The 25,238-nt window shown below is 33.8% G+C and carries 22 protein-coding genes; 4 read left to right on the top strand and 18 right to left on the bottom strand.

The annotated features are described in order from the left end of the window. The first annotated feature begins 53 nt into the window (after positions 1-53). Entirely contained in the window at positions 54-818 is a 765-nt protein-coding gene (locus tag ACFSR1_RS16510) for an alpha/beta fold hydrolase (RefSeq protein ID WP_378294121.1), read from the top strand. A gap of 11 nt (positions 819-829) precedes the next feature. Next, the gene (gene yihA / locus ACFSR1_RS16505; RefSeq protein WP_378294120.1) at positions 830-1,435 is read left to right on the top strand and encodes a ribosome biogenesis GTP-binding protein YihA/YsxC; all 606 of its coding nucleotides are present in this window, start codon (positions 830-832) and stop codon (positions 1,433-1,435) included. A 249-nt stretch (positions 1,436-1,684) separates the two neighbouring features. Here the strand turns inward: yihA and ACFSR1_RS16500 are convergent, their stop codons facing one another. The 3 genes from ACFSR1_RS16500 to gldB form a co-directional block, all read right to left on the bottom strand. Continuing rightward, positions 1,685-3,085 (bottom strand): T9SS type A sorting domain-containing protein, encoded by a 1,401-nt coding sequence (locus tag ACFSR1_RS16500; RefSeq protein ID WP_378294119.1) that lies wholly within the window; start codon positions 3,083-3,085, stop codon positions 1,685-1,687. Positions 3,086-3,218: 133 nt separating this feature from the next. Then, positions 3,219-3,557 carry a gliding motility protein GldC gene (gene gldC, locus ACFSR1_RS16495; protein ID WP_378294118.1) on the bottom strand — a complete coding sequence of 113 codons (339 nt, stop codon included), beginning with the start codon at positions 3,555-3,557 and terminating at the stop codon, positions 3,219-3,221. Beyond that, positions 3,557-4,525 carry a gliding motility lipoprotein GldB gene (gldB, locus tag ACFSR1_RS16490; RefSeq protein ID WP_378294117.1) on the bottom strand — a complete coding sequence of 323 codons (969 nt, stop codon included), beginning with the start codon at positions 4,523-4,525 and terminating at the stop codon, positions 3,557-3,559. Before gldB ends, gldC begins: the two co-directional genes overlap by 1 nt. 165 nt (positions 4,526-4,690) lie before the next feature. Between gldB and nadE the strand changes: the two genes are divergently transcribed. Both nadE and ACFSR1_RS16480 read left to right on the top strand, forming a co-directional pair. After that, on the top strand, positions 4,691-5,479 hold the full coding sequence (gene nadE / locus ACFSR1_RS16485) for an NAD(+) synthase (protein WP_378294116.1): 789 nt from the start codon (positions 4,691-4,693) through the stop codon (positions 5,477-5,479). A 145-nt stretch (positions 5,480-5,624) separates the two neighbouring features. Then, the gene (locus ACFSR1_RS16480; protein WP_378182443.1) at positions 5,625-6,257 is read left to right on the top strand and encodes a response regulator; all 633 of its coding nucleotides are present in this window, start codon (positions 5,625-5,627) and stop codon (positions 6,255-6,257) included. Here the strand turns inward: ACFSR1_RS16480 and dnaG are convergent. The 15 genes from dnaG to ACFSR1_RS16405 all read right to left on the bottom strand — a co-directional run. Continuing rightward, the gene (dnaG, locus tag ACFSR1_RS16475) at positions 6,254-8,215 is read right to left on the bottom strand and encodes a DNA primase (RefSeq protein WP_378294115.1); all 1,962 of its coding nucleotides are present in this window, start codon (positions 8,213-8,215) and stop codon (positions 6,254-6,256) included. The genes ACFSR1_RS16480 and dnaG overlap by 4 nt on opposite strands. Before the next feature lie 139 nt (positions 8,216-8,354). Beyond that, entirely contained in the window at positions 8,355-11,624 is a 3,270-nt protein-coding gene (locus tag ACFSR1_RS16470) for a fibronectin type III domain-containing protein (RefSeq protein ID WP_378294114.1), read from the bottom strand. 525 nt (positions 11,625-12,149) lie between these two features. After that, entirely contained in the window at positions 12,150-13,220 is a 1,071-nt protein-coding gene (locus ACFSR1_RS16465; protein WP_378294113.1) for a hypothetical protein, read from the bottom strand. Positions 13,221-13,295: 75 nt separating this feature from the next. Next, on the bottom strand, positions 13,296-14,141 hold the full coding sequence (locus ACFSR1_RS16460) for a hypothetical protein (RefSeq protein WP_378294112.1): 846 nt from the start codon (positions 14,139-14,141) through the stop codon (positions 13,296-13,298). Further along, entirely contained in the window at positions 14,122-14,691 is a 570-nt protein-coding gene (locus ACFSR1_RS16455) for an RNA polymerase sigma factor (protein WP_378294111.1), read from the bottom strand. The genes ACFSR1_RS16460 and ACFSR1_RS16455 overlap by 20 nt, the downstream gene beginning before the upstream one ends. An 81-nt stretch (positions 14,692-14,772) precedes the next feature. Beyond that, positions 14,773-16,356, bottom strand: a complete 1,584-nt coding sequence (locus ACFSR1_RS16450; RefSeq protein ID WP_378294110.1) for a S41 family peptidase — start codon at positions 16,354-16,356, stop codon at positions 14,773-14,775. Between the two features lie 176 nt (positions 16,357-16,532). Next, entirely contained in the window at positions 16,533-17,510 is a 978-nt protein-coding gene (locus ACFSR1_RS16445; RefSeq protein ID WP_378294109.1) for a polyprenyl synthetase family protein, read from the bottom strand. 98 nt (positions 17,511-17,608) lie between these two features. Then, positions 17,609-18,649 carry a 23S rRNA (adenine(2503)-C(2))-methyltransferase RlmN gene (rlmN, locus tag ACFSR1_RS16440; RefSeq protein WP_378294108.1) on the bottom strand — a complete coding sequence of 347 codons (1,041 nt, stop codon included), beginning with the start codon at positions 18,647-18,649 and terminating at the stop codon, positions 17,609-17,611. A gap of 86 nt (positions 18,650-18,735) precedes the next feature. Beyond that, positions 18,736-19,707, bottom strand: a complete 972-nt coding sequence (locus ACFSR1_RS16435) for a chalcone isomerase family protein (protein WP_378294107.1) — start codon at positions 19,705-19,707, stop codon at positions 18,736-18,738. 365 nt (positions 19,708-20,072) lie between these two features. Further along, positions 20,073-21,122: a tRNA preQ1(34) S-adenosylmethionine ribosyltransferase-isomerase QueA gene (queA, locus tag ACFSR1_RS16430; protein ID WP_378294106.1), complete on the bottom strand. Its 1,050-nt coding sequence runs from the start codon at positions 21,120-21,122 to the stop codon at positions 20,073-20,075. Positions 21,123-21,201: 79 nt separating this feature from the next. Next, the gene (locus ACFSR1_RS16425) at positions 21,202-22,422 is read right to left on the bottom strand and encodes a 3-phosphoshikimate 1-carboxyvinyltransferase (protein ID WP_378294105.1); all 1,221 of its coding nucleotides are present in this window, start codon (positions 22,420-22,422) and stop codon (positions 21,202-21,204) included. Next, on the bottom strand, positions 22,422-22,676 hold the full coding sequence (locus ACFSR1_RS16420) for a hypothetical protein (protein WP_378294104.1): 255 nt from the start codon (positions 22,674-22,676) through the stop codon (positions 22,422-22,424). Before ACFSR1_RS16420 ends, ACFSR1_RS16425 begins: the two co-directional genes overlap by 1 nt. Continuing rightward, positions 22,676-23,002: a nucleotide pyrophosphohydrolase gene (locus tag ACFSR1_RS16415; protein WP_378294103.1), complete on the bottom strand. Its 327-nt coding sequence runs from the start codon at positions 23,000-23,002 to the stop codon at positions 22,676-22,678. The genes ACFSR1_RS16420 and ACFSR1_RS16415 overlap by 1 nt, the downstream gene beginning before the upstream one ends. A gap of 2 nt (positions 23,003-23,004) precedes the next feature. Next, complete coding sequence (locus tag ACFSR1_RS16410) at positions 23,005-24,954, bottom strand: DUF3857 domain-containing protein (protein ID WP_378294102.1); 1,950 nt, start codon at positions 24,952-24,954, stop codon at positions 23,005-23,007. An 88-nt stretch (positions 24,955-25,042) separates the two neighbouring features. Next, positions 25,043-25,238 (bottom strand): hypothetical protein (locus ACFSR1_RS16405; RefSeq protein WP_378294101.1); only part of this gene is annotated, 196 nt, incomplete at its 5' end.

Genomic DNA, 25,238 nt, shown 5'->3' with positions numbered 1-25,238 from the left:
CAAACTAATTATGAAAATGCTATATTTGCTTTTAATTCTTGTAAGAAGTATTAATGAAGCACGAATTAAAGAAAGACGGAAAATTCAGTTATCTCGAGCTAGGGGAAGGTACTCCAATCGTAATTTTACACGGATTGATGGGTGGCTTAAGCAACTTTGATGGTGTAAGCACTTTTTTTCCAGAAAATGGATACAAAGTTTTGATACCCGAACTTCCACTATACGAAATGCCATTAATAAAAACCAGTGTTGGTACTTTTGCCAAATACCTTAAAGACTTTATTGATCAGCTAGGCTATAAAGAGGTAATTTTACTAGGTAATTCTCTTGGCGGACATATTGGATTATTATGCACAAAAATGTTTCCTGAAAAAGTAAAAGCATTAGTAATTACAGGTAGTTCTGGACTTTATGAAAGCGCGATGGGAGAAAGTTACCCAAAGCGAGGTGACTATGAATACATTAAAGCTAAGGCAGAAAATGTATTTTATGATCCTGCCATTGCTACCAAAGAAATTGTTGATGAAGTGTATGCTACGGTTAATGATCGAAACAAACTGATAAGAACACTAGCAATTGCAAAGAGCGCTATACGTCATAATATGGCTAAGGATCTTCCTAATATGAAAACACCGACCTGTATTATCTGGGGTAGAAATGATAATGTTACACCTCCTGAAGTTGCAGACGATTTTAACAGATTACTACCAGACTCTGATTTATATTGGATAGATAAATGTGGCCACGCAGCTATGATGGAACATCCAGAAGAGTTTAATAAACTATTACACACTTGGCTACAAGAACGTAATTTCTAATTACAACAACCATGAAGATTAGTAGCGCTGAATTTGTAATGAGCAACAGCGATGTGGCGAAATGTCCAAAGAACAATTTGCCCGAGTATGCTTTTATTGGCAGATCTAATGTTGGTAAATCTTCATTGATAAACATGTTAACGAGTCGTAAAAGTTTAGCCAAAACATCAGGAAGACCCGGAAAAACTCAACTGATTAATCATTTCATTATTAACAAAAATTGGTTCTTGGTTGATTTACCAGGTTATGGTTATGCAAGAGTTTCAAAGTCCTCTAAAAAAGTATTTCAGAAGTTTATAACTGCATATTTTTCTAAACGAACACAGCTAGTTTGTGCTTTTGTACTGATTGATTCTAGACATGAACCCCAAAAAATAGATTTAGAATTCATGCAATGGTTGGGGGAAAACCAAATTCCTTTTTCTATAATTTTCACCAAAGCAGATAAACTTACAAAAACTAAATTACCGCTTAATATTGAAGCTTATATTAATGAAATGTTGAAATACTGGGAAGAGATGCCTAACTATTTTATTACCTCATCCTCTTCTGGATTAGGCAAAGACGAAGTCTTGAATTATATCAGTGAAATAAATCAACAAATGGCTACTTCTTAAGCCGGTTTCTTTTCTGAAAAAGTGCCAAAACAAACAATCTGTAAAAAGTATAATAAAATACTTACCGAATTATCGTTTTATGAACAAATTCGAATATTTTCTCCATCTAACAGACTCCACTTTTCCCATAAAAGTTAGTTTTTATGTAAAAACACAAACCAAAAAAAGAGTTACAATTTAGTTATCGAAACTCTTTTCCAGATCATTACATGGCTAACAATTTACAATACAGCTCATTAATCACCTATCTTATCTTACTACTAACTGTTCAATTGAAGAAGTTCCGGTACTATTATTAACTACAGATACTAAATACACTCCAGATCTTAGACTAGTTACATCAATTCTTACGAATCTTCTTCTGTTGATTATATCAACATTTACAGGATTTCCGGACATATCATATAATTTTATTTCAAGATTACTATCACTAAAACCTCTTACAATTACATAAGCAAATCTAGTGGCAGGATTTGGAAAGACTCTTACATTTAATACCCCAAGACCTTGACACTCTGCACTATCTCCATCTTTTCTAATTACTCCTATAGAATTAGATAAGTCATACACTCCTGATAAATCAGTTAAAGCATTATTTCCTGGAGTTAAACCTTCGATATTCGAATAACTTAAATGCCAAATTAAACAAGTTCCTACTCCTGCTCCATCAAAATCGACACCTTCTACAGCTTCTAATGTAGGAGGAAGACCTAAAATCAGACCTTGATCATCTGTAATAACCCAAGTAGTATTACTACCCGAATTTCCTGATAAAGAAATACCACTTACGTTATCAACTTCTCCATCAACACAAAAGGCAAAAGGACCTCCGGTTATTTCTCCTCCATCTAAAGTTTCATTACGAACAACTTCTATTGAATTTGATAAATCATAACAACCTGATAAATCTGTCAGCGCATTGTTTCCTGGCGCTAAACCATCTAAATCTTCATAACTTAAGTGCCAGATCAGACATACTCCTGCTCCTGCCCCATCAAAATCAACACCTTCTACAGCTTCTAATGTGGGTGGAAGACCTAAAATCAAACCTTGATCATCTGTAATAACCCAGGTAGTATTGCTGCCGGAATTTCCTGATAAAGAAATACCACTTACATTATCAGCCTCTCCATCAACAACAAATTCAAAAGGACCTCCAACAATCTCTCCGCCATCCGGAGCATTTCTAGTTACACTAATTGAATTGGATAAATCGTATACTCCTGATAAATCAGTTAAAGCATTATTTCCCGGAGCTAAACCTTCGATATTCGCATAACTTAAATGCCAAATTAAACAAGTTCCTACTCCTGCTCCATCAAAATCGACACCTTCTACAGCTTCTAATGTAGGAGGAAGACCTAAAATCAGACCTTGGTCATCTGTAATAACCCAAGTAGTATTACTACCCGAATTTCCTGATAAAGAAATACCGTTTACATTATCAACCTCTCCATCAACACAAAAGACAAAAGGACCTCCGGCAATCTCTCCACCGTCTATATTGTAATCATCTATATTAATAGATTCTTTAGCACTGGTAAGTAAAAAAGTACTAACAAAAAAAGTAAAAGTAAATATCCGTAATAAAGAATTTGAATGGGATACATTGGAATTGATCCCTCTTAAGAAAAGTAAAAAAGTTTTCATTTTTAGGTAAGGTTTTAAGTTTCAAGAAATTTGTGTGATCAAGTTAAGATCATAACCAAATTTATTACCTAAAAAACACCTAAAGTGTTAGATATCTAACACTTTAGCACTTAAAAAACTTCTATCTTACTGATTATTTTTCCTTCAATTCTAGTTTTTCTGCAAAATAATCACAGAAATCCTTCATAGTTGCAGACATTTTTTCATCTTGTGTAGCCCTATTAAAAGTTTCACTCATTGAAACAAGGGTCTGGTGAAAGAATATCTTCATTTCGTCAACCGGCATATCTTTTGTCCATAAATCAATTCTGAGACTTTCTTTGTTTTTATGATCCCAAACAGACAATAACATTGCCTTTGTTTCTTCATTTTCTATTCCTCCATCCTTAGCCGTCCAATTCAATTTTTCTGGAACTCTGTTTTCGTCTAACTCTATATCAATTTTGATCTCAGATGTGTGCATTTTTGCCATTATCTTGCTGGTTTATACTTTGAAGTGCTAAAAATTGTTTCAGCATCTGTTAATAATAATTGCCGCAAAGATACATTGTTATTTTTCATATATGAGCTTACAATCTTCCAACCTATGTACTGACCGATTCTATCTGGTGCTTCCTGATCAATTTCTTCAAGGTAAAATTTAGAGAATGGACCTGGATACAAGAACCTAGGTAATAGTTCTGCATCTGTACTATATAACAGTTGACGATCAATAAAGTACCTCCAAATTTCTTCTTCATTAGCTTCTGCCCACGCCATTTGATCTTCTGTATACGCCATTTTCTGACTGTCTGCAATATCAGGAAGAAATAAATCCTTGAGATACATTTCTTTTCCATAATAAATCATATTCGCCAAAAACGTTCTATTTCTTGGTGATTCTACTAACTGTCTGGCATACATTGTAGCTACATCCGGCAAAATCTGACTTCTCACAAAACGATCCTTGAGATACGCTTGTATACCTCGATAAAAGTGATGATCAGCTCCCAAATACGTATCTAAAGAAATGATTAATAAATTATCTGATAATATCACTTTTCTTTGATAATCCACATTAGAGGTAACTGTAATTACCCTAGGAATGGTTGCTTCTGGAAAGTAATATTTTATGTGTTGTAACAAAGACTCCAGCTGCTCTTTTTCTTTAGAGAAATTACTAAAAGCTTTTTCTACTTCCCGATTAATTTCTAATTGTATTGTGTCTTTAGTTTTTTGGATCCAAATACTATCATGATCCTTCTCAGGGAAAAAAAATGGATATTTTGCCTTAACATTGGCTAAATTTTCTGGTGTAACATCTGCAAAAATCCTATCAAAACGTTCAATACCAATTTCTACAGGTATCGCTGCTATCTCTTTTTCGATGTTATTTTCTTTACCACATGACCAGATTATGCAAAAAATTGCTGCTATTTTTAAAAACTTATTATACTTCATTCGAATATTATAATATCTGTACAAATAATCACTCTTACTCTCTAACGCTATCTTTTTTTATTAATTTTATAACCGCAAAGGTACTATTATCAAATTACCTTATACAAGATCATAATTGATAAAAACACCAAAAATTTCGATAAAAAATTTATAAAAAAACAAAATATGCAAACTAAAAAAGTAGTTGACCACATTGTAAATTGGCTAAAGGATTATGCTATCAAAGCAAATATAAATGGTTTTGTGGTAGGAATCAGTGGTGGGATCGACAGCGCTGTCACCTCCACTTTATGTGCTAAAACCGGTCTTAATGTTCTATGTGTGGAAATGCCGATACATCAAGCGCAAAGTCAAGTAAATCGCGCTCAAGAGCATATTTCACAACTAAAAGAACGATTTGACAAGGTTTCAGACACACGTGTGGACCTAACTCCTGTTTTTGAAGAATTTAAAAGTTCTGTTCCAAAAAGCGATTCTGAAGCAAAGCTAAACTTGTCTCTTGCCAATACCAGAGCGCGATTGAGGATGACCACTTTATACTATTTAGCAGGTATACATGGCTATTTAGTAGCTGGAACCGGAAACAAAGTTGAAGATTTTGGTGTAGGCTTTTATACTAAATATGGTGATGGCGGCGTTGATATAAGTCCAATAGCAGATTTATTAAAGAGCGAGGTTTATGAATTAGCAAAGGTACTACAAGTACCTGATTCGATACAAAATGCCACTCCAACTGATGGTTTATTTGGAGATAGCAGAAGTGATGAAGATCAGATTGGAGCGAGTTATGACGAACTGGAATGGGCTATGAAAATGAAGGACTTAGGTAAAAAAAGTGATGATTTTTCTGGTCGAGAACAAGAGGTTTTTAAGATTTATTCCCGTTTAAATACGGTAAATCAACACAAAATGATACCGATTCCAGTATGTGAAATACCAGTTAATCTGATTTAATTGACATTTTATCGAGAACTTCATAAAAAAAAGTTTACGACTACTAGTTCTTAGTAATTTTGCAGTGAAAACAAATATCAGAATTACCCCTAGAGATGTTAACCCCTTTAAATTAAAAATTAACATTTATCAATTGTAAACAAGAATGACAAACGTACTAATCGCAGATCATCATCCTATTACTAGAAAAGGGATCGCTTCTTTACTTCGCAACTCTGAAGATTTTGAAATCATCGGAAAAGTAAGTAACGGAAACGAAATGTATGATATTTTAAAATCTAATACTCCTGACATATTGATCATGGAATTAGACTTGCCTCAAATTAATGGCATTATGGCGTTGCGAACCATTAAAAAGGAATTCACAGGAATAAAGGTTATTATTTTTAGCTCTCATCCCGAAGAAATGTATGCTCTAAGTGCTATCAAAGCGGGTGCTTCAGCCTATTTATCAAAAACAGTTGCAACTAAAACTCTTAAGAAAGCTATAGAGCGTGTTGCTCGTGGTGGTATTTACCTTAATGATAATCTAACTCAACAGTTAGCAAATGGTAATACTAACGAAAATAATATGGTTGTGAAATACAAGAAATTATCTTCACGAGAAATAGAAGTATTAAACCTATTATCTTCCGGAAAACGTAATAAAGATATTGCCAGCACTTTGTCTATAAACGAAAAAACGGTAAGTACTTACAAAACAAGACTATTGAAAAAACTAAAGGTAGATAATCTAGCTGACTTAATTCATCAGTCAAGATTATTACACATTAATTAAATCACCCGATTTAGTTTTCTGTATAAAAGTTTTTTTAAGGTCTGATAGTCTCTTATATCTTCTAAAATATTGAGATTGTCATCAAAATTTTGGGCTTTCACTTCTAGTGAAAGCTCATTTATTTTTTCGTTAATCAAGAACCTACGTAAATTAAGAATAGTATCTGAAACATACTGAGAAACAGAATGTTCCTTTTTCTTCACGTGGATTTCTTTATCAGACCACCGATGTAGCGCATGACGTTCTTCATCCATCATAATCTCCGTGATTTCGTATGCAACCTCTGGTGGAATTTGATTGATAAAATGATCAATTTTGAAATCCTCTTGTTGATTTAATTGATCTATTAAAATCTTATAAACTTCTTTAAATGTACTTTGGGTAAATTCAATTTCATCTTCCTGAAGATCTAAATATATCTTCTCAAAAACCTTTGTTGTATACAATTCTGGTTCCAAAAAAAGTTCTCCTTCATCATTTTCTTTCATCACAAGATCTTCAAACTCTTCTTCGTGAGTTCCATAGAGTAACAGGATTTCAATAATCTTTTTTTCTAAACCATTTTGCTCATTTATCTTGGGCTGTTGCTGTACTTGTTGTTTAACAACTTCTAATGGTTTCTTGGCTTCTTTTTGTTGTTTTCGTTGATCTTTGATATCAACATTCCGAATTTGAGCCAATGTATCAAAGAGTACATCTTCTGAAATATCCATAATACGAGAACACTCCTGCACATAGATTTCTCGCTTAATCACATCCGGAATTTTAGCGATACTCGCCACCATATCTCTTACTAATTCGGCTTTTTTAATCGGATCTGTTTTTGATTCTTCTTGTAGGAGTGAAGCTTTGAATCTTATAAAATCCTGAGCATTTTCTTCTAAATACAGTGTAAGCTCCTCAAGCGTATTTTGTTTTGCAAAACTATCAGGATCTTCACCTTCGGGAAAGCTACATACCTTTACATTCATTCCTTGTTCCAGGATCAAATCGATTCCTCTGATTGAAGCTCGCATACCTGCAGCATCACCATCAAACAAAACCGTAATGTTCTTGGTAAGCCTGTTTATCAATCTAATTTGATCCGATGTAAGCGCAGTTCCTGATGAAGAAACTACATTCTTGACTCCAGTTTGATGAAACTGAATCACATCTGTGTAACCTTCTACCAAAAAACAATTATCTTCTTTGGCAATTGATTGTTTTGCGTGGTATATACCATATAGTACTTTACTCTTATGATATATATCACTTTCAGGTGAGTTTAAATATTTTGCTGCTTTTTTTTCATTGCTCAAAATTCTCCCTCCAAAACCTAGTACACGACCAGACATGGATTGAATAGGGAACATTACTCTACCTTTAAATCGATCGAATTGTTTTTCTTCTTTTACAATCGTAAGCCCTGTTTTTTCAAGAAACTCTAACTGATATCCTTTCTTTATGGCTTCTGAGGTAAATGCGTCCCAATTATCCGGAGAATACCCTAATCCAAACTTCTTAATGGTTTCTGCAGTAAAGCCTCGTTCTTTAAAATAGGATAGACCTATCGCCTTACCTTGTTCAGTTTTATGCAGTATATTCTGGAAATACGTATTAGCAAACTCACTGACCAAATACATGCTTTCTCGCTCATTAGCCTGCTCTTTCTGCTCATCAGTTTGTTCGGTTTCCTCGATTTCAATATTATATTTTTTCGCAAGATATTTTATTGCTTCGGGATATGTAAAATGTTCGTGTTCCATTAGAAATGCGACTACATTCCCACCTTTACCGCTAGAGAAATCCTTCCAGATTTGTTTTACCGGCGACACCATAAAAGAGGGTGTTCTTTCTTCACTAAAAGGACTTAACCCCTTGAAATTACTTCCTGATTTTTTTAACTGCACAAAATCCCCTATCACCTCTTCTAATCGAGCAGTTTCGAATACAGCATCTATGGTTGACTTATGGATCATGAAGTATTAAATGTAATTTTACACAATAGGCAAAAATAATACAATTCTTGATACTCAATTCATAATTCTTTCCATAAACAAGGAGGCTGCCTAATAAAAGGCAGCCTCCTTGTGGCTAAATTATAACTTCAATAAATTATTATTCTGCGATCACAAATTTTCTTGTTATCTCAAGTTCTTCTTTATCAGAAGTAAAACGAATAAAATATGTACCTGAAGCTAAATTGCTTATGTCTATTTGTTTCTGGGTTCCTTGGTTGGTAATTTCTTTCACCAATTGACCATACATAGAGAAAATCTTTACATTATCTATAGATCTATCCCCAATAGTAACGTTTAATGTCCCTTTAGCTGGAACAGGATATATCTTAAATGCATCATTATCACTGGAACGAATTCCACTTAAAGGAAATGTATCTAGTCCAGCAGCTCCTTCTATACAGAAATCAGTTGCTTCTGAGCTATCAAATTCACCACCCGTTACAATTGTTCCTGCGTCACTTGATAGTGTATAAGAACCATTACCAAAGCCACAACAAATACCATCTCCAAAGGAATCAAGAATGGTAAAAGTATATGTGTCATTGGCAAGACCTGTAAACGTTTCTGTCACAGTAGAACCATCAGGATTAGCAGTAGAATAGCTATCAGAAGCTACTACAGTTCCTCCAGAATTTGTTAAGGTCCAAGAAGTTTCTTGTGGATAATTATCAAATGTAATACTTAAAGTAACATCACCAGAAACACAATCTCCACCACCTGGTCCACCATCAGCGGATACTTGTACATTATCTATCGCTGCATCTGCTCTCCAGGTACCACCGGTAACTCTATTAAATCTTAACTGTGTTCCAGCACCTACATAATCAGCTAAATCGATATTAGCCGTCTGCCAAGAATTACCTTGGTTACCACTTCTAGTCCAAACAGTTGTCCAAGTAGTACCTTCGTCATTACTAGCTTCTACACTTAATGTCCCAAAATTATTAGCTCCAAACATGTGATATTGGAAGGAGAAGGAAGCAGAAGTTGCACCTGTTAAATCGAAACAAGGAGAAGTTAAGACAGCTTGCTTATTAGGAAAACCTGTTCCGTTACCGGAAGCTTCTACATAAATATAACTGGAACCATCAATAGCGCTAGCAGGTCCAGTTCTATTAGAAGGTGTTCCTCCAGAATTTACAGTCCAGTCAAGATCATCGCCAGAATCTTGTGTCCATTCTCCTATACCAGCTTCAAAACTTTCAGCGTAAGGAGGTAAAGTTCCACTCAAACATCCGGAAGCTGCAGGAGTCGTTACACTTAGAGGATCGCTTGCTGTAGACTCATTTCCAGCAGCATCTCTGGCTATAACAGTAAATTCATATGTCGTCTCTGCAGAAAGTCCTGAAATCACCGCTGAAGCTTCTGAAACAGTTGCTACCACTACTCCATCTTGCAATACATCATATTCTGCAACTCCTACATTATCTGTAGATGCATCCCAACTAAGTGTGGTTTGTCCTGCAGTAGTGTTAGATGCTGTAAGATTTGTTGGAGCTGACGGAGCTTCTGTATCGGGAGCTTCTGTCGTTACTGTTAATGCATCACTAGCGGCAGACTCATTTCCTGCAGCATCTTTTGCAACTACTGTAAAATCATAGGATGTAGACGGAGATAAACCAGAAATATCTGCAGAAGTGGTAGCAACAGTTGCTACTAACACTCCATCCTGAAATACATCATATGCTGTTACTCCCGTATCGTCTGTGGATGCATCCCAACTAATTGTAGTAGAAACATCAGTTGTATTTGATGCCACTAGATTTGTTGGAACTGATGGAGCTTCAGTATCTGGCGTATCTGACATTAAATTAAATGCCACTACGTGATTTTTTCTAAATCCAGCATCAAAATATTCTGCAGTATGCCAGAAGGTCATGTCATCTGTAGGATCTATCGTCATATGACCATAATCACCATATCTAAAAGAAGGATCTACCTGAGTTCCATCTACTGCACTCTGCTCTAAAAGAGTCATAGTCCCAACCGGATCACTAGCAAGTCTACCTGTATAGCGAATAGAAGGGAAAACAGAGGTGCTTACCACTGTATAGGCTAATCCTATATTACCTTGACCATCCATAGCCATACTACCACAAAAAGCACTCAAACCATCAGGTTGCACATAAGTACCTTCCTGAAAAATAGTCCATGGCTGACCATCTGAAGTTTGCCTAAATTCATACCAACGAATACCAGCAAGGTCATCGTTACCATCTAAATCAACAGCAAAATTAAATATCATCGAATTATGGGTTGGAAAACGTCTATAGGTAGTCATATACAACATAGTAGCCTGTAATGCATCGATGTCATTTCCGCTTGGTTGTGGTAGATTAGAAAAAGAACCTCCATCAAAGACACTATCAAATGGAGCTGTCAGAACTTCCTGGGGTTGAGAAATCGTTGAATTAGCAACATTTGTCCAATCTACATCTGTAGTCCAAACTTTTACGTGATCTTGAGATACTCCAGCCCATCCGTCATCTTGTAAATAGATTACCGAATGCCCTGCGCCTACGGGAGGCAGCGTAGGTCCAGTAGCACTAGATCCTCCTGGACTATAAAAACCACTTGTTGTGATTCCCGGTAGTGGAAAACCTACAAATTGAGCATTAGGATCTCCTACTAACATTAAATCTCTTTCTACGGCATACACAACCTCGCTGGTATCTGCAGAACTAGAATCTTTATTAGCAGTAATATAATATCCGTCGCTCCATATTGATATTTTTTCATAATCAGGGAATGACCCTGTATTAAATCTATACGTAAACCATCCGTCATTAATCGGGTCAGGGCCTTGTCCAACTGCTATTAGAATGCCATTAGGAGTATTACTAAACTGCATAATAACGAACCGCTCTGCATAATTATCATATATTACTATTGGATCTCCCAAACTTTCTCCCGGAAAAATAGTCGAGAGAGAAGCTTCAGCTAACAGAACATTTCCTGCTCTATCACGAATTCCAAAACCTGAATTAAATGCGTATACATAATGATTAGGACCAATAGCTCCTGTCGGATCCGTAGGAGTACTGAATCCCTGGTGTGATTGAAAATTCGCTACCTCTGTAGAAATAGCCGTTCTTGCAGATTTTTGTTGGAACTGCATCAATGGGTCAGGTTGTCCTGCTACCGGAAGACCTTTTCCAGGAACATAAGTATTTTTACCTCTTCTTTTTTCCTGACCGTGCTTTATCATTCCTTTAGCAGAAATTATATTATCCATCTTTGAAAATGCAGGAATGCTCCTAACGTATTCAGCTTTGCCGAACAAGCTAGCTTTTTGGGGTTTTTTTTGAGCAAAAAGCCCAAAACTGCATAGCATTAAAAACGCTACGTAATAGAATTTTGTTTTCATATATCTAAAATTAGGTTAACAATTACTTCACTGAACCAATTTTAGCATAAGTAGTACTTCTCAAACTTGTGATAAGGGGGAGTAATAACAAGTTAAAACATTCTATCAATCCTTAAAAAAATCATAATTTCTAAGGGTACTAAATATATGTTATTTACTGAAAGAATAAAAAAAATAGATGTCATAAAATACTTACAATGAGATGGTTACTTTAAAACCGTAACTGTTTTAAGGATTTAATATATTTTTGTTTATTTAACAATAGTTAGTTTTTTGTATATTATTTAACACTAATTATATAACTCTACTTTTCATAGTATATTAATAAAGTATCCTTAATCACCTATGAAATCAGGGTAAAATAAAATGTCATTTTTCATGAAAACGAAAAAGAGTTGTGATCAATCACAACTCTTTCCCCACCAAAATTGGCTAACACTTAAAAATGAAATTAAAGCTAAAATCGAATTTGTTAAATTCTGTAAACTTAAAATCTATAGAGAACCTTGCCGATTATGGTCTTTCTTAAAGGTCAAAACGCAACCCCAAAGACACATTGTTCTGATCTATCGTTGCATTTTGAAAAATTGGAGACAAATCATACTTCAGATATAACGACATATCCCCGAAGCCCATATACGTGCTTAAACCATAGATTAAATCACTTGTATTGTAATCTCTTTTAATTTTATCCTTTACCCTATCACCGTTTTCTTTATACTTCAATTTTTGTCGCGTACTGATATTTGCCCCGACGTATCCTCCTAATCCAATTCTAAACTTTCTTGCCGTTGAAAATCTCAGTTTTTCTTCTGTTTCAATTCTCTTCGAAGGACCGAACTCTAAATGTACAGGAATAACAAGGTTATCCATTCTAAACTTTGATTTGTCAAGCTCTAATCTAAACTCTTCAAGCTCTGTTTGATCTCCGTTTTCAACAAAATATCTGTTATCTGTTGGTTTTAGCCCATTAGACTGGTATGAAATACCATATTTTATTCGCATAAAGTTAGAGTTCTTAAAAACTCTGGTTTTCCACGCGAGACCAATCTCAAAAAACCGACTTCCTGCGATCTTATAATCAGAATCATCTAGTGATTGTCCGTCTACAATAGCATTGTTCAATCCAAAAGCCACTACTAAGTCAGAATATGTGCGTCTATCATATCGTATTTTATCTTTCTTTCCATTTTTTAAATTAATTCCGAATAAGATATCGCCATCATCTTTATCCTTAGCTCCTAAGCCAATAGAAAGTTTAGTTTTACCTGTATTCAGATATTCACTATCATTTCTTTCGAGCAAGGCAATTTGATTGTCTATAATTACTAACCGATTTTCGATATTTAATGCGTGCCTTTGTGCTGCAGTTTCCTTAAGCTTCTGGGCCTCTTCTGTAGTTATCTCTCCTTTTACTAATCGCTCATTAATTGATTCTACTTCTTTTTTAAGCTCCTCTTTTTCTAAAACTACAACAGCTTCTTTTTCCTGCTTTAATTCCTCTATTTTATCCAAATTACCCTTGTCCTGTGCGTGTAAAAAATAGGCATTAAGAGTCATTGTCGTCAATACGACATACATTATAATTGTTCTCATAAATATTAGATTTCACTTACTGTGTTCCCTCTCATTAAAGAGAGGGAATCTCTGTAAGACTTGATTGATGAATGTTTAATTATCCCTTTCTGCTACAGTAGTTTTCAATTTTTCAAAACCTGTTTTAAGCGCTTCAAAAACACGGTCCTTAAATGATTCATCCAGCTCAGATTCCACGTCTAGAAGCAGAGCAGATGCACTTACTGTATTAGATTTTAAAATTTGTTCTGTTGTAATTTCGAGCTGTGCCTTGCGTAATAACGCATCAACTTCTTCATCGGTAACTACTCCATTATTTTTTTCCAGCTCTTTAACTTTTTCTACAACTCCTGCTATTTTAGTTTCAATTATTTCTACTGTAAACGGTGGTGATTTATCTTCTTCAATAACACGCTTCTTACTGATTATCGTATCGATTTGGATTGCTACCGTTTCTGTAGTATTATTTTTAAAAACACCTTCATTGATACTATTTATACTATTAAAATCGACATTAATGTCTTCTTTATCTTCTCTCTTTTTTAAACTGTTACTTTCAAAATCATGATTTTTTACAATCACCGTAGGTTTGATAAGACTTTCTTTATTACTTTCAATTTCCCTTATCTCTTGCTTTAACTCCTGAGGTTTTATTTTTACGAAATCGGTGGATCGATTTTCTTTAACACCTTCTTTATTAACATCTACAAGTTCTCTATTGTTCGATTCAACCTTTTCATTAGAAGTAATAAAAACTGTTGAAAGAATCAAAAAACCTATAATACTTGCTGCAATACCTAACCACCAATAATTTTTTACTTTTCTGCTACTATGCTGATCATTCAATTGCTGATCTAATTTATCCCACGATTCATCAGATGGTTGTATAGTGCGCTGTTCCAACTTCTCCTTTATGCTATCTTCAAATTTTAATGGCGCCATTACTAATTTTATTTTGTTGGTTTAACTTTTGCTGTAGCATTTTTCTTGCCTTAAAAAGCTGAGATTTTGAAGTACTCTCACTAACCTCCAGCATTTTAGCAATCTCGTGATGTTTGTATCCTTCTACAGCATATAATACAAATACCATTTTATAACCTTCGGGCAAACTATCGATCAATTCCTGGATCTGCTCTACTTCTAATTCTATATGAACATTATTCCAGGACGCTTCATTATAGATTGAAACATCTTCTGTAAACAATATTTCTTTTTGCTTTCTTAAGAATGATATCGATTCATTTATCATGATTCTTCTTACCCAGCCTTCAAAACTTCCTTCAAAATTGAATTGTTTTAAATTTGTAAACACCTTCAGAAAACCACTCAGCATTACTTCTTCAGCATAATGGGTATCTCTGATGTAGCGCCTACATACACTCAGCATTTTTGGAGCATACTTATCATATAGCTGACGCTGTGCATCGCGATGCTCCTTTATAGCTTTTTTGATGAGCTGTGTTTCGTTTTTATAAAACTGAATAACTTTCAAAGTAAAAATCAATTGTTTTAAGACCCTCTATTTACATAGACGTGATATAAATCAAAAAGGTTGCCTGACCCTAATAAAAATTTATTCCTTTTTGTTAGACATCTCAATATCCTTTATGACCCATTGTAATTCCTCATCTACATTATTCATTGTTCTTTTTATTGGAATATCTGGTTTAATACCATATCCATCTGGCTCTATAGTATAAGGAGCGTTTATTTTCATTAGACCTATCCGCATATTGATCTTAGAATTAGGCAACTCGACTTTTGCATATACTCCTGCCACTGTTCCATTATATGCACCACCCGTTTCTTCTCCAACAAAAGTGGCTCGCTTTGTTGCTTTTAAATGTGTCGAAAGAATGCTGCTTGCAGAAAAACTTTCTCCATTAATCAATACATATACTTTACCGGTAAAGGTATTCGATTTGGGCTTTCGTAATTTACTTTGCTTAAATTTAAAATAAGCTTCTCTGTTTTCTTTCTTAACCTTAAAAATTTGATACACTCCTAATACAGGTGACAGAATTGTAGCAACCGTTTTTGTTGGCCAAGATTTTGTATGAAAATACGGATATAAAAAGCTTAGTCGTCCAGTCATTTTAGATTTTTCTATGAAGATATATTCTTTATCCGTCAAATAGGAATACAAATCATCAATTTCAACTAACCTACCTCCTGTATTGCCTCTAAGGTCGATTACTAAATTTTTACATTTGGCAGAATCAATTTTAGCAAAACTTTCTTTGTAAAATTCTTTAAATCCCCCATTAGTAAAGCTTCTAATCTTCATATACGCAACAGGTATTTCAGCTTCAGATTCTAGAAAACTAAAATTTCTGTGATACTCCTTCGTCTTTTTATTATATCCATATTTATAGTTCTTCTTGCGTACTTTCTTTCTAGTTTCTTTCGCTATTTTCTTATCAGATCTACTAAGCTTTTTCTTTGCTGAAGGCACACTGTCTTTTTTAGAAGAAGGTTTTATTTCATCATAGTTCGCATATAAATATTTATCATAAACACTGTCTTCTAATTTCAGGTTTAATAAAATACTATCTTTTTGTTTATGAGTATTTGCATAAAAAAATCCAAAACGACTCCCGACAAATTCTGGTATAAAAGTCTGATTATATCCATCACTAGAATGTAGAGCTTTAAAGGAGTCTAATAGATCCTCAACTTGTTTACCATCAATGGACATAACTTGTGACCCTGCTATTAATGTGGTATCGCCTTTAAAAACTTTTTTTACAAATAGTTTATTAGCTGAAGCATAAAATGACAAAGAATTAAAAGGTGAATCTCTTTTTCCCTTTTCTTTTATTTCTTTTTTACTTTGTTTTTTACTAGGAACATGAATTGATAGATGACCTTGTTTTATGCTTGTAATAACTGGAGCAAATAATTTATAGAATTCTTTAGTAGTTAATGGTTCTGTTAATCCGTCTTTTAAATCATCTATCTTTTTATCTAATTCATCTTTAGAGATATACCAATTTACATCTGGGTGTAATTTTTTAAGTTTTTTATAGGCATAATCAACATCTTGGCGTAATTCTTCAGGACTATGGATTTTACTAATTTGTTGATTGTATTTTTCCACAGATGCACAACTTGATAACATTACAATTGTCGCATATAAAAATAATTTATTAGTCATGAATGATATATAATTTAATTAAGATGAATCTCATTTCTTAGATAAAGACGCACAAAAAGACAAAACGGTTGCCTATGCTAAAAAAAATAATATTTAGCCATCAAAACTAATACCAATATTTGTCTTTTGGATGAACTAGTAACTTTACGGATTAATTAAGTGGCAGAAAAGGAAGATTATTTTTTACGATCAATTACATAGTTAACCATTAATTCTAATGATGACTTGTATTCTGATTCGGGATATTCTGATAATAAGGCTAACGCTTCTTCTTTGAATTTATGCATAATGCTCGTTGCATACTCTAACCCACCGCTCATTTTTACAAAATCAATAACTTCTTTAACTCGCTTTTTATTCTTATTATGATTTTTAACAGAGTTAATAAGCCATTTCTTTTTTTCTTTTGTACAGTGATTAAGAGTATAAATTAGGGGCAAAGTCATTTTTTGTTCTTTGATATCAATTCCGGTGGGCTTGCCAATTGCAGTATCTCCATAATCGAATAAATCATCTTTTATCTGAAATGCCATTCCTATTAATTCACCAAATTTTCTCATTTTCTCTACAGAATCGGAATTTGGTTCTACAGAACACGCTCCTACACTACAACAAGCTGCTATTAAGGTGGCCGTTTTCTGACGAATGATTTCGTAATAAATTTCTTCTGTAATATCAAGATTTCTTGCTTTCTCGATTTGCAATAATTCTCCTTCTACAATCTCCCTAACCGCTACAGAAATGATTTTTAACAAATCAAAATCTTCATTATCAATGCACACTAGCATACCTTTGGATAATAAATAATCCCCAATCAATACTGCTATCTTATTTTTCCAAAGTGCATTGACTGAAAAAAAGCCTCTTCGACGATTAGAATCATCCACTACATCATCGTGGACAAGGCTGGCTGTATGTATCAGCTCTATCACAGAAGCTCCTCGATAGGTGCGTTCTACTATTTCACCTCCAGATACCATTTTAGCCACAAGAAAAACAAACATTGGACGCATTTGCTTTCCCTTTCTATTTACAATATAGTGCGTGATTCTATTGAGCAATGCCACTTTTGAATACATTGACTGAGAAAACTTTTGTTCAAAGAGTTCCATCTCATCAATAATAGGAAGTTTTATTTGCTCAACGACTTTCAATCTGCAATAGATATTTTGTTTTCTAACTAGTTGCGAAGATAGTACAATCCATATTGAGCGTCAAAACACTTAATAAATAATTTAGATTGAAAAGATAATTAGGTCTTATTCGCCAATTGTCCACAAGCTGCATCAATATCTTTACCTCTACTTCTGCGGACATTAACCACAAAACCTCTAGATTCTAAAGCAGCAATATAATTGTCAATTGCAGTATTTGAAGCTTGTTGAAACTCTCCGTCATCTATTGGATTGTACTCGATGAGATTCACTTTACAAGGAACATATGAACAAAATTTTAGAAGCGCATCAATATCGACTTTTCTGTCGTTTATGCCTTCCCAAACAACATATTCATAAGTTATTCTACTTTTGGTTTTATCATACCAGTATTCCAGTGCTTCTTTAAGATCTGTAAGCGAAAAGTTTTCATTGAATGGCATGATACTGGTTCGTACTTCGTCTATGGCAGAATGTAATGATACCGCTAACTTAAAACGAACCCCATCATCCGCCATTTTTTTAATCATTTTTGGCACTCCCGAAGTAGATACTGTAATTCTTTTAGGAGACATCCCTAATCCTTCTGGAGAAGTTATTTTGTCAATTGCTTTAAGGACATTATTATAATTCATAAGAGGTTCTCCCATACCCATGAAAACAATATTGGATAATGGACGATTATGATATAGTCTACTCTCATTGTCAATAGCTACAACCTGATCGTAAATTTCATCTGGATTTAGATTTCTCATTCTTTTTAAACGTGCAGTTGCACAAAATCTACAATCTAAACTACATCCAACCTGGGAAGAAACGCAAGCAGTTGTTCTGGTAGGAGTAGGAATTAAAACTGATTCGACCACTAATCCATCATGAAGTCTAACCGCATTTTTTATAGTGCCATCAGTACTGCGCTGCATTTGGTCAACCCTAATATGGTTGATCACAAAATTGTCTTCGAGTAATTGTCTGGTAGCTTTCGAAATATTGGTCATACTCTCAAAACTATGAGCACCTTTGCTCCATAGCCATTCATAAACCTGATTACCTCGAAAAGCTTTATCTCCATTTGTTACGAAGAATTCCCGAAGTTGCTCTTTTGTGAGTGCTCGTATGTCTTTCTTTTTTGACTTCATTTCTTTGCAAAAGTATGCAAAAGATAGATGCCTGTCTACCTGAAAGTGTAAACTATTTTAGGAATTATAACTAGATGAGGGTATTCTTAGAATTTTACAGTACGAAAGTCTTCTCGATTATCTTTAAGTGAATTTTCAACTCGTTTCCATTGGTGCACACCTCCGCCTCCTTTGTACTTCACATTAAGTACATTCATATCGTCTTCATCTATCCAGATTTGGCAGATTGATACTTTTCCACTTCTTATATCTGTAAATCGACCGTCTATGTATTTTAATTCACTTTTATTCCTTAAGTTTTTAAGAATTACCAATCCTTCTACAGGTTGGTTTTTATCATCTCCCTCACACTGATAACATACAGCATCTCTTTCTGATTGTCGAAGCATTTGCTGTATTGATCCAAAAACCTTGTTTTCTATCATGTACAATTGCACAATATTAATAGCTACTCCGGTTTTTTTATCATAGGCTTTCCATTGGCCTAATATTGGGTTTGCATCAAAAGTTCCTAATAAATCTTCTTTTAGTCCTAAATCTATTGGGTTATCACCTAACCAAATTTTAAACAATGCTTGTTTAAATTCTAAACTATTCTTGACAGCTCCAAGTCTCTCTGTATTCTTATACAGTGTAAGCTTTTCGTCTTTAGTATAAATAATTTTAAAAATTTCATACTTGTTAATTGTACTAGGAAGAAGTTTAAGAAAATCCCTGATTTGATCTTCCATTAAATAGCTGTTTCCATCGGTAGCCCTTTCTAATCCATTTCTAATAATGTTTTGCATCTCATCATTAGAAACATCAGAAATCGTTTTAATCGTAAGAGCCATAGTGGCATTTTTATCTGCAACCATAAGCCCGTCTTCAACTCCATCTACTTCAAAATCGAGATATAATCCAATAGCATATAATTTTTCTCTCTCGCCTGCTCCATTTAGCATAAGCTCCGCATTTTCAAAGACATCAATGTCATTAAAATGAAGGTTACCTACTTTGGTTTGTGAAAATGAAGAGAAGGTGACAAAAAATAAAACGATGTGTAATATTCTATTCATAGGTTGTTATTTGGTTCACTTACTTTATTTAAGGCATTCGCAATAAACGACTAATTTCTTAAAAAGAAGAATCAGTAATTCCCCCTATTCTTGTTTTTCGACAAAAAGCAAAATTAATCGACATAAAGCTCTTAAAAACTACGGTAAAACCGTAAATTTTTCTGATAAGCTCCGCAAAATACCTATTTTTTATGAAATAAACATTATAACTTGTTAATTTTAAGATTTCTACAACAAAAACATTGATATCTTATCGAATATTCTAAGATCAAAAAATCCTACCACTTTCTAAAGATCCATAATGCAAAAACTCTACTTTAATAGCATAAAGTAGAGTTTTTAAAAGTTGTTTGTAGAGATTCTATTTATATGATTAACATAGCATCACCATAAGAATAAAACTGATATTTTTCTTTTACTGCTTCTTCATATGCTTCCTTAATAAAATCGTGACCAGCAAAAGCGGAAACCATCATCAATAAGGTTGATTTTGGTGTATGAAAATTTGTAATCATACTATTTGCAATACTAAAGTCATACGGAGGAAATATAAATTTATTTGTCCATCCTCTAAACTCATTTAAAGTTTTGTCTGAAGAAACAGCACTTTCGAGAGCTCTCATTACCGTAGTACCTACCGCACAGATTCTTTGCTTATTATCAATCCCTTGATTAATTGTTTCGGTAGCACGTGCAGTTATATATGCTTCTTCACTGTCCATTTTGTGTTTTGATAAATCCTCTACTTCTACAGGATTAAAAGTACCTAAACCAACGTGCAAAGTAATTTCTGCAAAATCTACTCCTTTAATCTCCAGACGCTTCATCAAGTGTTTAGAAAAGTGTAAACCAGCTGTTGGAGCTGCGACTGCACCTTCATTTTTTGCATAAATTGTCTGATATCGTTCTTCATCTTCAGGCTCAGCCTCTCTTTTAATATACTTAGGTAAAGGTGTTTCTCCTAAATCCGTAAGTTTTTGTCTGAATTCATCATAAGATCCATCATATAAAAAGCGAAGTGTACGTCCTCTTGATGTAGTATTATCGATTACCTCTGCTACCAGACTTTCGTCATCTCCAAAGTATAATTTATTACCAATTCTTATTTTACGTGCTGGATCCACTAACACATCCCAGAGACGTGTTTCTGAATTTAGTTCACGTAATAAAAACACCTCAATTCTAGCACCTGTTTTTTCTTTATTACCATATAATCTGGCAGGAAAAACTTTAGTGTTATTAAGAACCATAACATCGTTAGGCTCGAAATAGTCTATAAGATCTTTGAATTGCTTGTGCTCAATTGTTTGATCTTTTCGATTAAGAACCATTAAACGTGCCTCATCTCTGTTTTCTGATGGATACTCTGCTAATAATTCCTGTGGAAGGTCAAAATTGAAATGTGATAACTTCATTAGTGTTTGTTTTTTTGGAGGTGCAAATATACAATCTGGACATAGGGGTTGTCAAGTAAATGACAAGATATATTTTTATTTACAGTACTTTAAAATCTAATTTCTTTAAATCATTCCAAAAATCCGGGTATGATTTTGATACTACATCCGCATCATTAATATACAGCGCTGTTCTCAGAGCAAGTGGAGCAAATGCCATAGCCATTCGATGGTCGTGATATGTATCTATTGCAATATCTGACGTGATTGATACAGAAGGTGACAATCTTAGCGAATTTTCTGTTATTACCACTTCTCCTCCTAATTTTTCTATTTCTGTTTTTAACGCTTCTAATCTATCTGTTTCTTTAATCTTAAGTGTGTGCAACCCGGTAAGATAACAGCCTTTACCCAATCCAAAACAAGTAACTGCAATTGTTTGTGCTATATCTGGTGAGTTTGACAAATCCAATTTCAGTACTTCCGATTGGTTAGACACAGAAGTTTTAGTTAAAGTAATTTCATTATTCTGAAAGGTAGTTTCAACCCCTAGTTTTTTATATATATCTGCTAATGAAGAATCGCCTTGGTAGCTATTTTTTTTATAGCTTCCTAACGTAACACTTTTATTATCAGACAAAGCAACAATACTATAAAAATAGGAAGCAGAACTCCAATCCGATTCTACCACAATATTTTTTGAAGAAAGCACTTTTACCGGTTTAATCCTAATAACATTATTTTCAAAACTTCCAGAAATTCCAACATCTTTAAGCAAACTTAATGTCATTTTTATATAAGGCACTGATGTAACTTTTCCTTCTAGTTTGATTTCCAAACCTTCAGGTAAAGATGAAGCAATCAGCATTAATGCCGAAATGTATTGACTACTTACATTAGCTGCTAATGAAACCTTATTTGTTATAGGGTCTTTTCCTAAGATTTTTATCGGTGGAAATCCTTCATCTTTTTCATAGTTAATCTCACATCCAAGCTGTCTAAGGGCATCTACAAGAATTTTAATCGGGCGCTCTTGCATTCTTTTACTTCCGGTTAAAATTGTTTTCCGACCTTTTTTTACAGCAAAATATGCAGTAAGAAAACGCATTGCCGTACCGGCATGATGGATATCTACAACCTCATCTTTACTTGCTAATGCAGCCTGCATTAATTGCGAATCATCGCTGTTGGATATGTTCTCAATTTCTATCTGTGGATAAAGAGACTGTAAAATCAATAATCTATTGGTTTCACTTTTAGATCCTGTAATCTGTAAAGTGTTACTTTTAATATTCGAAATGTGGTCTAATTTCAAATTCATTATGAGTTTAATTTGCGTTTTCTTAATTCAAAATAATACCCGAGAATCATCCCGTATAATAATCCTCCAACGATTCTGGACAAAAGGTATCTTACCCAAAGACCATTCTTTATTTTTTCGTCCATGAAGGTATCCCAGGCTAAACCGCCATATTGCATTAAATGTTCTATAACACTAAACAACACAACAAAAACAAGCCCTAACAACAGTACTGAAACCCAATATCGTTTTGAAGAAATAATTGATGTAAACATTATTTTAATTTATCATTATTGTGATGACGATCGTGATCTCTTTTTGTTTTAATATCCAGCTTTTTATCAAATGCTTCCTGCAGATTTACTCCTGTTTGATTAGCAAGGCATAAAACAACAAACATAACATCTGCCAGTTCCTCTCCCAAATCTTTGTCTTTGTCACTTTCTTTTTCACTTTGTTCACCATATCGTCTCGCGATTATTCTGGCTACCTCACCTACTTCTTCAGTAAGTTGCGCCATATTGGTAAGCTCATTGAAGTATCTGACTCCGTGATTTTGGATCCAGTCATCTACAGCTTTCTGTGCATTTTGGATATTCATATTTATATTTTTTTAAGGACTACCTGTTCGTTTTCTTTTTGTATTACCTGATTATAAAACTCCTTTACAGCTGGATAGTAACTTGCCGGAATTACCGGAGCCGTAATAGTCTCATCAACAACAACCTGAATCATTCCATTAACTACATTAGACCTAAATGTAAATTTACCCAAATTGTCAGGTAGTTTAAATGCAGATGCTTTAGGGCACTCCACTACTTCATAGCCTTCAGGTATTTTGATGTTTACCATATATTTATTAGAGAAACCATATCCAAAGTCTATTGGGTATTTTCTATCATCTGATTTAAATACATTCTCTTTATCCCTCAAAAATAACAAAGGAGAAAAGAATATCTCATCTTCAATCGCTTCAATTTGATCTTCTACTGTAAAATCAAATTGTTCACTCACTCCTTTTCCGTATTCATTAACACCTTTTACAGTATATGCATCCAATTCTGTGATTCCAAATTTTTTCTCAAAACGTTCCGCTTTACTTTCATCATCTTTGGCTGCATTCTCTACTCTGAAATCATGAGCTACATAATCTCTATGGTTTACACTTACTTTTCCTTTTGCGATTCCCTGTTCATTAAGTTCACACTCCAATCTGTAAGCCTTTACTGAAGGTTTATCTGGTCTAAAATCCACTAGTTGAGACGACCTATTTTCAGCAATAACCCTACCCATTCCCCTAATTATCCTATCAGGTAAAATATTTAACATCCCATATTTATCGGAAGCATCTAAATAGAAAATTTCTTTATTAGATAATTTAACTCTAGCAATAACGTAGTTAAACCCACTAATTGTTGGAAAAAGAGCTACTGGTCTATCACTTGAACTACAAACAACAGGGTGAGCTTGCAAACCAGCATATCGCAACATAGCTACTAAAGTTAAATTAATATCTGCCACATTTCCTTTACCCTCCTTATAAGACTTTCTAGTTCCTTTGTATGTAAACACACCTCTCATTTCGTTCCAAGTCATTTTATTTTGGAGATATTTAAAAATAAGATTCATTTTTTCCTGAGGATCATAAACTCCTGCAATTAAATTATCTATATCATTTTTAAAGTAATTTGTTTTATTCAATTGATCTCCAAAACTCGAACTATTAAAGATATTCTTAATAACATCATCCCACGTTGTAGCTCTATGATCGATAGCTCCATATCGATATTTAATATAGGCTAACTCATAATTTATTGACGAAATATAATTCTTTGAATTGCCACAGTACGGTTCTTCCTTGAAAGCGGGAACGTTTATCGAAATTATTTTATCTGTTAATTCTTTATATGAATCTCCATATTTGTTCAACCATTTATCCGATTCTGTTAAATTTATCGGCAAATAACCCGTTGTTACTTTTTTAAAATTAAAATACTCTGGCGTCGTAATTTTAATATCTTGCTTTTTAATTGGGATATTTTGTTGTAAATATATCTTTCCAACATTAAAAAGAAAAGGCGAAACAATTTTGTATTTAAACTCTATTACCGAACCTTCTTGCAAAGATGGCATGGTAAATGTAATTTCATCTATGTTTTTTGAATGCTCGTTAGTAAATATTCCATCATCTTTTAATTCTGTTTTCACTATTGAATCCTTTTTAAAAGAGTAAGTAATCCCTTCTAAATAAAGTAATTTCTCAGAATTGCTTGTACGATTAAACAAAAGAATTTCTTGACTAGCGTGATCAAATCCATTCTTATTATAAAGTTTTATGCGTTTATGCACTTCTGTAATCAACCTAAAACCATTACCTCTATGATTTTGGATGCTTTTCTTCTGAGTCTCGAAAAGAACAACTGCATTTGCTGAGCTATCCAGAGGATATGATCTTTCTAGTAATTCTTCTTTAGAAACTTTACCGAACTTGTATTCTTGCGCTTTCATATTAATTGAAAAAGCAAGAAGCACAAGTAATATTATTTTTTTCATTATCAGACTATTATTCTTTGGGGTATTTTAGAGCCGATTTCGATGTATACCTGACATAAGACTCAGTAATCAAGATCAATAATTCTATTTATATTTTTTTAAGGACTACTTGTTCATTTTCTTTTTGTATCACCTGATTATAAAACTCCTTTACAGCTGGATAATAGCTTGCAGGGATTACAGGAGCCGTAATAGTCTCATCAACAACAACCTGAATCATTCCATTAACTACATTAGACCTAAATGTAAATTTACCCAAATTGTCAGGTAGTTTAAATGCAGAC

This window comes from Aquimarina rubra, assembly GCF_042684305.1.
Taxonomy (GTDB): Bacteria; Bacteroidota; Bacteroidia; order Flavobacteriales; family Flavobacteriaceae; genus Aquimarina; species Aquimarina rubra.
Note: the sequence above shows the minus strand (reverse complement) of the source record. Positions and strands in the feature narration are given on the sequence as shown.